Source organism: Verrucomicrobiota bacterium, from assembly GCA_037139415.1.
Classification (GTDB): Bacteria; Verrucomicrobiota; Verrucomicrobiia; order Limisphaerales; family Fontisphaeraceae; genus JBAXGN01.
In genome coordinates this window covers 1-11,890 of record JBAXGN010000223.1, presented here as the reverse complement: position 1 = coordinate 11,890, position 11,890 = coordinate 1, and the positions used below count along the sequence as shown (strand labels likewise).

10 protein-coding genes are annotated in these 11,890 nt (G+C 61.1%); 4 read left to right on the top strand and 6 right to left on the bottom strand.

The genetic code is table 11. The features are described 5' to 3' along the window. Positions 1-215: 215 nt before the first annotated feature. Together WCO56_26055 and WCO56_26050 are read right to left on the bottom strand one after the other, a co-directional pair. The gene (locus WCO56_26055) at positions 216-1,874 is read right to left on the bottom strand and encodes a class I tRNA ligase family protein (protein ID MEI7733062.1); all 1,659 of its coding nucleotides are present in this window, start codon (positions 1,872-1,874) and stop codon (positions 216-218) included. 63 nt (positions 1,875-1,937) lie between these two features. Continuing rightward, positions 1,938-2,525, bottom strand: coding sequence for a methyltransferase domain-containing protein (locus WCO56_26050; GenBank protein ID MEI7733061.1), 588 nt, complete (start codon positions 2,523-2,525; stop codon positions 1,938-1,940). A gap of 122 nt (positions 2,526-2,647) precedes the next feature. Here WCO56_26050 and WCO56_26045 point away from each other — a divergent pair, with 122 nt between their 5' ends. After that, complete coding sequence (locus WCO56_26045; GenBank protein MEI7733060.1) at positions 2,648-4,510, top strand: RNA-binding domain-containing protein; 1,863 nt, start codon at positions 2,648-2,650, stop codon at positions 4,508-4,510. Between the two features lie 297 nt (positions 4,511-4,807). On the opposite strand, the gene WCO56_26040 is transcribed toward WCO56_26045, so the two are convergent. The 3 genes from WCO56_26040 to WCO56_26030 all read right to left on the bottom strand — a co-directional run bounded on the left by WCO56_26040 (position 4,808) and on the right by WCO56_26030 (position 8,023). After that, entirely contained in the window at positions 4,808-5,701 is an 894-nt protein-coding gene (locus WCO56_26040; GenBank protein ID MEI7733059.1) for a HEAT repeat domain-containing protein, read from the bottom strand. A gap of 141 nt (positions 5,702-5,842) precedes the next feature. Beyond that, complete coding sequence (locus tag WCO56_26035; GenBank protein ID MEI7733058.1) at positions 5,843-6,232, bottom strand: hypothetical protein; 390 nt, start codon at positions 6,230-6,232, stop codon at positions 5,843-5,845. 42 nt (positions 6,233-6,274) lie between these two features. Then, positions 6,275-8,023 (bottom strand): NAD(P)/FAD-dependent oxidoreductase, encoded by a 1,749-nt coding sequence (locus tag WCO56_26030; GenBank protein ID MEI7733057.1) that lies wholly within the window; start codon positions 8,021-8,023, stop codon positions 6,275-6,277. A 231-nt stretch (positions 8,024-8,254) separates the two neighbouring features. Between WCO56_26030 and WCO56_26025 the strand changes: the two genes are divergently transcribed. From WCO56_26025 to WCO56_26015, 3 genes are read left to right on the top strand one after another with little or no spacing between them, the layout of a single operon-like run. Then, positions 8,255-9,052 carry a TIGR00282 family metallophosphoesterase gene (locus WCO56_26025; protein MEI7733056.1) on the top strand — a complete coding sequence of 266 codons (798 nt, stop codon included), beginning with the start codon at positions 8,255-8,257 and terminating at the stop codon, positions 9,050-9,052. Between the two features lie 12 nt (positions 9,053-9,064). Beyond that, on the top strand, positions 9,065-10,483 hold the full coding sequence (gene xseA / locus WCO56_26020; protein ID MEI7733055.1) for an exodeoxyribonuclease VII large subunit: 1,419 nt from the start codon (positions 9,065-9,067) through the stop codon (positions 10,481-10,483). 57 nt (positions 10,484-10,540) lie between these two features. Then, entirely contained in the window at positions 10,541-11,575 is a 1,035-nt protein-coding gene (locus tag WCO56_26015; GenBank protein ID MEI7733054.1) for a hypothetical protein, read from the top strand. A gap of 20 nt (positions 11,576-11,595) precedes the next feature. Here WCO56_26015 and WCO56_26010 read toward each other — a convergent pair whose 3' ends face one another. After that, complete coding sequence (locus WCO56_26010; protein ID MEI7733053.1) at positions 11,596-11,853, bottom strand: inorganic phosphate transporter; 258 nt, start codon at positions 11,851-11,853, stop codon at positions 11,596-11,598. Positions 11,854-11,890: the final 37 nt, after the last annotated feature.

The following is an 11,890-nucleotide window of genomic DNA, read 5'->3' as shown; positions in this document are numbered from 1 at the left end:
ACCCGCCAATCCCCAATGGTATCAAATTATTCGGCGCAGATGCGGTGTTCTGAGGATACGCTCCCCGCCGCGGCCAGTTATGAATATCAGGCCATCGCCTATAACGGTCCCCGCGTCAGCGCCCTCAGCGCGACGTTGACCGTCGAGGCGGTATAGGGGAGGACTACCGCCCGAACCCGAAGGGTTCGCAGTCAGTAGCCGGCATGGTTCAGGCTTTACTTCGCCGGTTGGTCCCTGCGTGGGAACAGGGCTTGGACTTCGCCGATGGTGTGGCCGGGTTGGATGCCGCCCCAGGACGCTTCGGTGAGCAGGCGCGGTTCGCCGGGCAGTGCGAGTTGGGCGTAGATCTTGGTGGCGGTGCCGGGCAGGAATGGCGTCAGCAGCACGGCCAGCACGCGGCAGGTCTCCACCAGGTTGTAGAGCACTTCATCCAGGCGCTGGGCTTGCGCGGGGTCTTTGGCCAGTTTGAAGGGCGCGGTCTGGTCCACGTATTGGTTGGCGCGGGTGACGAGTTTCCAGATGGTGATGAGGGCTTCTTGCAGGTCGGAGTCGCGCAGTTGGGCCATCACCGCGGTGAGGGTTTCTTGGCTGATGGCGGCCAGTTCGTCGTGGCGGGCGGGCACCACGCCCTGGCGGTAGCGCTTGAGCATGGAGAGGGAGCGGTTGACAAGGTTGCCCAGGCCGTTGGCCAGCTCGCTGGCGTAGCGTGAGGCAAAGCCGGCATCCGTCCAGTTGCCGTCGGGGCCAATGGCGAGTTCGCGGACGACGTAGAAGCGGAAGGGGTCCACGCCCCAGTCGTCAATGACGGCCACCGGGTCCACGACGTTGCCGGAGGACTTGCTCATTTTCTGGTTGTCCTTCTGCCACCAGCCGTGTACTAGCACTTGCTTGGGCAGCGGCAGGCCCATGGCCTTGAGCATGATCGGCCAATAGACGGTGTGGAACTTCACGATGTCTTTGCCGATGACGTGAATGTCCGCCGGCCACAGGTGCGGCGCGGGTGCGGTGACGCCGGTGTCCCCCGGCCATCGGGGTTTTGGTAACCTCAGTATCGTCTCTTTAGGAGGTATTTGATCAGATGGGAAAGTATTGTTGAGTGCATCCTCCGGTTTCAGCCCGAGCGGTTCGCAGACGGCGGGATCGCCCAGCGCGCCGGGCAGGGTGGCGTAATTGCTGAGGGCGTCGAACCAGACGTAGGTGACGTATTCGGGATCAAAGGGCAGGGGAATGCCCCAGCTCAAGCGGGCGGCGGGGCGGCTGATGCAAAGGTCGCCCAGGGTTTCGTTGCGCAGGAAGCCCAGCACTTCGTTGCGGCGGGAGGTGGGCGCGATGAAGTCCGGGTTCTGCTCGATGTGGTTCATCAACCATTGCTGGTGTTGGCCGAGGCGGAAGTACCAATTGAACTCCACCAGTTCGACGACGTCGCCATAGACAGGATCAAACGTGCCGTCTGGACGGCGATCCTTCTCGGTCAGGAAGGTTTCTTCCTTGGTGGAATAGAAGCCGCGATACTCCGCTTTGTAGAAATCGCCTTGATCGTGCAGTTTGCTGAGGATGGCCTGCACGATTTGTTTGTGGCGCGGCTGGGTGGTGCGGATGAATTCGTTGTTGGTGAGGTTCAGCTTGGCGGCGAACGATTGCCAGGCGGCGGCGAGTTCGTCGCAATAGGCTTGCGGCGCTTTGCCGGCGGCCTGCGCGGCCTGCTGCACCTTCTGCCCGTGCTCATCCAGGCCGGTGAGGAAGTACGTCTCTTCGCCCAGCGCGCGGCGTCCCCGGGCGATCACGTCGGTGATCACCTTTTCATACGCGTGCCCCAGATGCGGGTGGCCGTTGACATAATCAATGGCGGTCGTGATGTAAAAAGCCTTATTCATCGCGCGCAGTGTGCGGCAAAGCCGGGTTTGAAACAAGCGCGAAAGGTGAGGGGCGTCAGCGCGTCAGCACGTCGGGCGTGTCCACCAGAAAATGCGTTCGAGCCCCACGCGGTTGGCGTACGAGCGCGGCACCCAATCTTCCCGCAGCGTCAAGTGCGGGGAAAACCACCGGAGCACTTCCTCGCGGGTGGTGCCAAACGGCGGGCCGTCAGTGTCCGGGATGATATAATGCACCGCCAGGAATTGCCCGCCGGGCTTCAGCCAGCGCAAGACGGCGCGCACGTAATCCGCGCGGCGCTCCGGCTGGATGGCGCAGAACAGCGTGTGCTCAAAGACCCAGTCGAACGGGCGGGGCGGCGGGTCCGTGAGGAAGTCGCCCAGGGCAAATGTGATTGAAAGTCCGGTAGCGCGGGTGCGCTCCTCCGCCAGCCGGATGGCAGACGGCGCAATATCGTAGCCCTGCACGTCAAACCCGGCTTTGGCCCAGGCGCGCGCGTCGTGCCCCGTGCCGCAACCGGGCACCAGCACCGCCCCGCGCGCAAGCTGCGGCTGCGCCGCGAGGAAATCCACCAGCCCCGGCGACGGCTCCCCTTTATCCCAGCGCAAATCGCCGGACAAATACCGATCTTCCCATTCATTGACGCTTGCCATGACCGTAACTTGCCTCAGATGTGAGCGGAGTTCAACGCAGGTTTTGCGGACGGAGATTTCACACTTGCGGTTAAGAAGAGATTGCATGTCAGCGTACTGCGAGGCATACTGACAACGCGACCATGAAAACCGTTGACCGCCTGTTGCAAAGACTGGAAGAGCTGATCCGCCTGAACCGGTTCGAGGAACTGGAAACGGAAACCATTGAGATCAAACCTGTCCCGTCCACGCGCGGAGAATGGACGCAAATTGCGCAATCCGTAATGGCCTTTCTCAACGCCCGGGGCGGCATCCTCTTGCTCGGAATTAAGGAAGAGCAGCAACCCCAGCGACAGTACCGGATCACGGGCTGGCGTCCGGAGGCCGAGGAACAGGTGGCGGCATTGGGCAAGCGGTTTACGGATCGCCGTAATCAAGCACTCGATTTGTGTGAGTGGATTCCGCAACGGGAGGTGCGCGAATTCATGGGGGAACGCATACTCATCCTCTATGTGGATGAACTGCCGGCTGAACGCAAGTTTTGTTTCCTGAATGGTGAGGCTCGCGACAGGGTGTTGACCGGTGATCGAAAGATTTCGGAGGAACGGATTGCGACCCAAGAGGAATACAAGGAGGACGCGTGGCAGTCGCGGGAATTGACACCCGTTTCCGGAGCCACGCTGGAAGACATCAATCTCGACCGGTTGAATGAATACATTCAGTTGCTGAATCGGCAGGTAAAAATTGAAACCATTAAGGCGGACTTGAGCATGGCTTCGTCTTTCCTAAGCAGAAAGGGTTTTATTGTAGATGGCAAGGTGACCACGTTGGGGATGTTGGTTTGCGGTACGCATCCCGCCGACCGGTTGGACTTCCGTTGCCGCGTGCATGGGTATGTGGAAGTTCCGCAAGTTGTGGCGCAAGATAAACAGGTGTTTGCTGACAATGTCTTGCCGCTGATGGATGCCAGTTTGGGCTACATTCTGCGCAATATTCAAGTGGGTGTAAGCGCCGAAAGCGGTGGCAGCAGCCAACCGCAATATCCCGAAGCGCTGTTACGGGAAACGGTGAATAACGCATTGGCGCACCGAGATTATTCGATCAATAAATATATAACCATCACCATACGGCCCGGACGGCAGATTGAAATACGGAATCCGGGGACGTTGCGTGCCAGCCTGTTAATTGACGTGCCAGAAGGCGCACTCCCACTGCGGCGAATCATCCCGGAAGCCAAACCGCGCAACCCCAAGTTGGCCAGTGTGCTGATGGTTTATAATAAATGGGAGGGCAAGGGCATCGGCATGGCAACTTTGACGAATTTGTGCCTGCAAAATGCGATTGACCTCCCTTACTACCGGCTGTATTCGGAGGATGAACTGGGCCTTTGTATTTGTGCGGGAAAGTTGCTTGATGATCGCATGGAAGAACTGTTCCGATCTTTCGATGGATATCTCGAAAGTAAGATGCAGGGACGGGTTCTGACTGAGGAGCAGAAACGCATATTGGCCTACCTGATTAAAAGTGAATGGGCGAATCGCCTGCTGCGCTATACGATCATTCTCACCCCTGACAATAATCACTTCAACGAACTTAATGCCCTTGAAACTGCCGGTCTTATTTCGCGTCATCCTAACAGTCCGCCTTTGCATCCGGTTTATGTGGCGGATCGCATTTTGGTGAAGGAGGATTATACGGCAGAGTTGCGTACCCAATTTGGTCCACTGACCTTTGATCCATTGGGCGCGCTGTTGAAGGATGCCTTGGGGATCATTTATCGGGTCAATCACTTTTCCAAAGTCCGGTGGGCAAGTGCCCGTCAGGTTGCGCTGGTATTATGGGGGCGTCAGTCTGAGCCTGGGACCGGTGCACGGGACTTTGAAGGGTTTTATCGCAAAGTGAAGTATGCATTCAATAAGCTGGAAAAGGCTGGCATGATTCGGCGTGATAGCAAGAAGCCACGCTACGAAATCATCACGACTCCTCTTCAACCAGAGCTTTCCTGACAATTCGCTTCCGCCGGGGTCGGTTGCTGTTGCCAGTTGTTGGTACATGGGATTTTGGAGAGTGCGGTGGCAACCGAAGGGGGAAATGGTGGCGGCGGGCGACACCGCTTTGGATTTGCCTCGTCCACTGGAATGAGCGCGCGAGGCCACTGAATCTCCCCAATGGTGACCTGCGGAATTCCTGCGTTCAACGGGGCGGGAAAAACATAGAGTTGCCTGCGCGCCAATCCAAAGCGGCGTCGCGGCCCCCATCCCCCCGCCTTGCCGCCGCACTCCAAAGGAGGTGCAGCGCGGGATTTAGAGGCGCGCGGGCGGTGGTGGGGGAGAGATTTGCTTGATTGCGCTCTCGATCACCGATTTTAGTATCGAGATAAGATTCGGGCGCGTCTGGAGTTGCTGCAAGGCGGGCAAAGCGGGCGCGGCATTGGTGCCGAATTGCCCCAGTGAGTATATCGCACGCCAGGCAACTTCCGTGTCTGGGTCTGCTAACACCTTGATCAGTGCGGGAATCGTCTTTTCAGGGTCACTTTTGATTCTTCCTAACGCCCAGACTGCCAGCATGCGGACGGTTTTATCTTGATCCTCTAGCATTGAGATCAGGCTGGGCACCGCGAATGCTCCCTTGGGTTCACTCCAACCAATCCCGGCAGCAACTTTTCCACGAATCGCACTGTTGGTGTGGCGCAAGGCCTGCAATAATTGCGGATGGGCGTCCGGGCCGATGCTTGCCAGGGCGGCCGCGGCAGGGTAGGTTTTGTCCGAGCCATCCAAGCGGGCCACTAGTTGCGGGATGGCCGGCTTGGCGATTGCCCCCAGCAGGGTGAACGCCTCCATGGCCAGAAGTCTGCTTTCATCTGGCTCTGGTCCAATCGGGATTTTAACGTAATGCTGGCGGCGATTGATCGCGCGGATCAGTTTGTGGACGATGGAGTCATCCACGTCCAGCATGACCAGTAATTCTGGCAGTGCATTGGTGCCTATGGCCCGCAGGGCCTCTGCGACTTGCACCATGTTTGAATCCGGCACGAGGTTGAACTCGAGAAAGGTGATCTGAGGAATTCTCCCCACCCACTCACTCAAGCTCTTCCCCTGATAACTGGGCTCGGCGGGCTTGCTTCGCAGGCAGACCAACGCCACGACGAAGGCGAGCAGCGCGCTTGCGCCCAGCCATACGTTCGTCGTGGTTTTCATGGGCGGCATTCTGCCTCGGAAGCGTACGCATGGCGACAAAAAAACGACCGGAGTGGTTTGGAATTCCAGCTAATGCTGTTCCACGGTCACGCTACCGGATGCCGATCATGGAATTTAACGACTCCGACACTGGGGTTCCCGTCACATGCCCTTGCAATCGGCGTGATTCGTGTACAGGAAATAGGTCCAGCTTATCACAATCGCCACCATGGCTATGCGGCGCTGGTTGGGAAACCGAAGGAAGGGCAGCAGCAGCACATAGGAAATCGCGGCGGGTATCCCAAATATCAAATAGAAGTGCCAACCGAGCATCGGCATTTCGGAATGCCAGTGGCTGATGCTGCGGAGCACCTTGTTCCATGACAGGAACGTTTCGATGATGAAGGCGATGCCGGTTAATAGGTATGCACCCAGTCCAGCCAGGCAGTAGTGCTTCCAGTTGATGGGCTGTTTTACCAGCAGCCACTGCTTGATTTCCTGTGGCTTGATCTCGCGATTTAAAATATGCCCGAGCATTGGAATTGTTTGCAAACGTTTTGGCGACCTTGCCATGTTTATGGCGGCCGTCAAGGCTCAAGAAACGGCGGGAGTGTCCGCCGCGCGCGGTCCCCGGTGGCCGATCGTTTGAACGCTGCCTGCAATTTCCGCCGGGGTTGGTTGGCGTTGCCAGTCGTTGGCGTAGGGGCGGAGGGCGGGGTGTTGGCGGATGGCTGGGGCGTCGAGTTGCCGCCCGGTGTATTGCGCGAAGGCAGCGAAGGCGGCGCGGTTCTGTTTTTGCAGCACCAGCAGGGCGGCGTTGAACCCGGCCTTGACCGCGATGGGCACGCCGCCGCCCAGTTCGGCCCAGTGCCCGCCCAGCAGCAGGTTGGGCACCGGCGTGCGGTAGTGGGCGATTTTGGCTTGGCTGTTTTCCTTGCCCGGACGCGCGCCCATCATGGTGCCATCTTTGTTGCCGGTGTAGCGGTAGTGGGTGATGGGGGTGGCGACGTCGTAGAAGAGGATGTGTTGGCGCAGGCCGGGCGCGACGCGGGCCTCGACGCGCTGGAGCAGGGCCTCGGCCAGTTCGGTTTTCAGTTGGGTGTAGGCCGCGCCGCGCACGTAGCCGCCTTGCGCATCGCGCCCGGCCCGCCAATTTTGGTGGTGATGCATCCAGGCGGGCATGAAGATGGCCAGCGTGCCCTGGCCCGTCGGCGCCAGGGAGGGATTGCGGAGGGAAGGGGCCATGACGAGGATCTCCGCCTGTTGCGGATCGCCGCCGCTCAGCGCCGCGCGCGGGACATCCTGCCGGGTGAGCTGCACCATTTCTTCATGGAACCCCAGCCGGGCGGGATCGCAGTCCAGCGCCACGGAGAGGGTCAGGGAGGAGCTGTAGAGTTCCGCCTTGCGCAGGCGCGCCTTCAAATCCTCGGGCACCGCTGCGGGCGGCAGCATCTTTTCGTAGAGGGTCTCCACGTCGCCGGTGGCGATGACGTGCCGGGCGCGGACCTGGAATTGTTCGCCGTGCCGCTCAAACGCCACGCCGCAGGCGCGACCGTCCTGGAGCAGAATCTGGTGGGCGCGGCTGTGGTAGAAAATGTGGTTGCCGAGGCTCGTCACCAGGTGTTCCAGCCATTCGGGAAACGATTGCGCGCCCCCGGCGGGCGGATTCTGGAAATCGCCCGCGTAGCACCAGCCGATGGGGATCAGGCAGGAGAGCATGTCGGGCTCGCTGCTGAAGAGGCCGAGCAGCCGCTCGTCCTTGAAGTAGCGGCGCAGGCCGCGCTTCACCCCGGCATCCCCGCTGTAGAAGACGTGGGGCAGGAACGGGCGGATAAAGCGCAGGCCGTGCCAGGCGTAGCGCACCTTCTCCCAGCCCTCCAGGGTTTCAAAGGCGCGCAGGCCGATGGATTGGGTGTTGAAGTGGTGCCCGATCTGTTTGGCGGTGTCAAAAAAGCGCCCGAGGCCGCGGGCTTCGTGGGGGAAATCGCGCTGCAATTGCGCCTTCAGGTCGTCGGGGTTGGCGGTGAGCAGGTAATCATGGGCGTCGCCGACGATCCGCTTGACGCGCTGCTGGCGGGCGGTCTTGGGGTAATCCGTGCCGAGCGCTTCAAAGACGGTATGCACCAGGCCGCCCGGCAGGCATTGGTTCAGCCAGTGAATCGCGGTGTCGAAGCGGAACTGCTGGCGCTGGAAACCGGCGAGATAACCGCCGGGCTTGGAGGCCATCTCCAGCACGCAGACGGAAAGGCCCGCGCGGCTGAGGATGCCGGCCGCGGTCAGCCCACCCATGCCGGCGCCAATGATCACCACGTCGTATTCAGGCTGGAGGTAGGAGGGGTTCACGCAGGTTTGGGGGCCGGCGGATTAATCAGGGCGTTGGCTCCGGGCAGCGGCGGCGCGCGCAAGGCGCCCGCGCCTGTTTTCCCGGCTGTCCAATGCGTGGAGGTGACCATGGGCGGATGCATACCGGAGTAGCGCGGCTGAAGCAATGAAAAAGGCGGCGTGATGGTGGATTTTTCGCTTTCCCTTGGTTTGGGGTTCGACAAGCGGACGGGGGACCGCTAGGCTGGGGGCATGAAGTTATTGTTTGTCGGAGATATCGTGGGGCAACCGGGACGGCGGGCGGTGCGCGCGCTGGTGCCGCGCCTGAAGTTGCGGCACGGGCTGGACTTTGTGATCGCCAACGGGGAGAACGCCGCAGGCGGTAACGGCATCACGCCGGGCACCGCGAGCGAGCTGTTTGAGGCGGGCGTGGACGTGATCACCACCGGGGACCATGTCTGGGATCAGAAAGAGGTGATGGAGCTGATTTACAAGGAATCGCGCTTGCTGCGCCCGGCCAATTATCCGGTGGAGACGCCTGGTCGCGGCGCCGTCATCTTCGAGCGGCCCGGCAAGCCGTCCGTGGGCGTGCTCAATATCCAGGGCCGGACGTTCATGCCCGCAATCGAGAACACGTTTAACGTCGCCGAGGCGGAAGTGGCGCACTTGCGGGAGCAGACGAAGATCATTTTCGTGGACGTCCACGCGGAGGCGACGTCCGAGAAGATCGCGCTGGCCCGGATGCTCGATGGGCAGGTCAGCGCCGTGGTGGGCACGCACACGCATGTGCAAACCGCCGATGAGCAGATCTTCCCCGGCGGCACGGCGTTCCTGTGCGACGCGGGTTTCACCGGCCCGCATGACAGCATCCTGGGGCGCGAGATCGAGCCGGTGATCCGCCGGTTCCGCACCAACATGCCGCAGCGGTTCGAGGTGGCCAAAACCCGCGTCATCCTGCAGGGCGCGCTGATCGAGATTGACGATGCGACCGGCAAGGCGACCAGCATCACGCGCATCTCGGAGCTGCTGCCGGAAACCCCGGTGCAATAAATCCATCACCGCATGGCGCGCCCGGCCAAATCCCAGTGGAACTTTGGAGAGCTGTTCACCCCGGAACAGACGCGCAGCGTGCTGTCCGTCTCGGACCTGACGACGCAGGTTAAGCGCCTGCTTGAAAAGCAGGTGGGGACCGTGTGGGTGACGGGCGAGATCACCAACCTGCGCAGCCAATCTTCCGGCCATATTTATTTCACGCTGAAGGACGCCGGCGCCCAGCTCGCCTGTGTGCTATTTCGCGGCGAGCCGGTCTCGCACCGCAACCTGCTGCAGGACGGGCAGAAGGTCGTCCTCCAGGGCGACGTGACGGTCTATGAGGCGCGCGGGCAGTACCAGATGATCGTGCGGGCGGTGGAGATGCAGGGGATCGGCGCTCTCCAGGCGGCCTTTGAGAAGCTGAAGCAGAAGTTGTCGGACGAAGGGCTGTTCGCGCCCGAGCGCAAGCGGGCGCTGCCCCGGATGCCCCAGCGCATTGGGCTGGTGACTTCCCCAACCGGCGCGGCGATTCGCGATGTGCTGACGGTGATTGAGCGGCGGCAGCCGTGGCTGGAAATTATTCTGGCTCCCTGCCGGGTGCAAGGAGTGGGCGCGGCGCAGGAAATAGCAGATGCCATCAAACTGCTGAACGAATGGGCCGCCAGCGCGCCGGATGCCCGGCCCGCGTTGGACCTGATTCTGGTGACGCGCGGGGGCGGCAGTTTGGAGGATTTGTGGGCGTTCAATGAGGAGGTCGTGGCGCGGGCGATTCACGCATCCGCCTTGCCCGTGGTTTCGGCGGTGGGGCACGAGATTGATTTCACCATCAGCGATTTTGTGGCGGACCTGCGCGCCCCGACGCCCAGCGCGGGCGCGGAGATCATTACCGAAGCCGCGTTTGCCAGCCGCGAACTCGTGGCGGACGCGAGCGGCTGGCTGCACCGCCGGGTGCATCAGCGGATGGAGCGGGAACGGGAGAACCTGGAAGTTATTTGCCAGCGCTTGCAGCGCCGGCATCCGCGCCGGCAAATCCAGGAGCATTATCAGCGGCTGGATGATTTGCAGGCGGGCCTGGCGCGGGTCGCCGCGCAGCGCCTGCGGGAGGCGCAAACCAATGCCGCGCATCTCAGCCATCGGCTCTTGCGTCTTCAGCCCGGCCAGCGTCTGCAGCAGAGCCGGGAGCAGCTTGCCCAGGCCTGCAAACGCTTTGTGGAAAACGCGCGCGCGGCCCTGCAAGCGCGCCAGCAAGCGCTTGCCCACCTGGAAACCCGCTTGCGCCTGCTCTCTCCCGAGCAGACGCTCGCCCGCGGCTACTCGATTACCAGCGACGCGGTCACCGGGCGCATCTTGCGCCACGCCGCCGAGGTCAAGCCCGGCCAGGTGTTGGCTACCCGCCTCGCCCAGGGCGCGGTGCGCAGCGTGGCGCAGGAAAATGTAACACCACAGTAACAATCCGCCGGGCCAATTACGGTTTCTTTTTCCAAAAGCCGTGCTATACCTTCGCCCATGTTTTTTAAATACATGCGGTTCGTGGCGGTTGTCATGGGATTGCTCGGCAGTTCCTCGGAATTGTTTGCCTGGGATTATACGTACCATCGGGTGGTGAACCAGATCGCCCTGGCCGCGCTGCCCAAGGAATTCCCGGACTTCATCCGCAATGCGGACGTCGCAGAGCGCATCGCCTTCTTGTCCGGCGAGCCGGATCGCTGGCGCAACAGCCCGGAGAACACGTTCAAGCACGTCAACGGGCCGGATCATTATATGGACCTGGAGGATTTGGAGCTGGTGGGCTTGACGCCTGACACCGTGAGCCCGTTCCGGCATGTGTTCACCGCGCAACTCGCCGCCGCCCGCACCGCGCACGCGGACCGCCTGCCGGCCATTGGCCAGCACCGGAACAGTGACAAGACCCGGGAGCTGTCCGGCTTGCTGCCCTGGACCATCAATGAATACTACGGCAAACTCAAATCCCAGTTCTCCTATCTGAAGACCTTTGAGGAACTCGGCACGCCGGAGGAAATCGCCAACGCCCGGCAAAACACCATCTACATCATGGGCGTGATGGGGCATTTTGTCGGCGATGCCACCCAACCCCTGCACACCACCAAGCATTTCAACGGCTGGGTGGGGCCGAACCCGCAAGGCTACACCACTGATCGCGGTTTCCACCAGCAAATGGACAGCGGCTACCTGAACACGGTGGGGCTGGACACCGCCGCGCTGCTCAAACAGGTGCAGCCCGCCAAAGCCTTGCGCGCGAAGGGCGCCAAGGAGGACGAATTATTCCCGGACCTCATGCGCTTCCTGCTGGCGCAGGGCCAGCTTGTGGAAACGGTGTATCGCGTGGAAAAAGCCGGACAGTTTTCCGGCGCCGGCGAGAACGGGTTAAAGGGCCGGGAATTCTTGGCGGCCCAATTATTGAAGGCCGGACAGGAATTGGGCGATCTCTGGCTGACCGCATGGCAACAAGCCGGCGAAGACACCTTCTTGCGCGACCAGTTGCGAGCTCGCAAGACCGGGCGCTCGTCTAAGAGCAACTAACCTCGAACTGTCCCCGCCGGTTAGTGCCAGCCCAAACCGCCGAGCAGGTGGACAATGCAGTAGGCCAGCAATCCCGTGGCGGGAATGGTCATGATCCACGCCCAGATAATGCGCTCCACAATCACCCAGTCCAGCGCGTTGAACCGTTTGGCGCAACCCACGCCCATGATGGCGGTGGTAATGGAATGGGTGGTGGAGATCGGCATGCCGAGATGTCCGGCGATCAGCAGAATGGTGGCATTTATTTGTAGTCTCAGCCCAGTTTCAGAACACCGCATCTGCCAGATTTAGCTTGATACCAATTTGAACACCAGG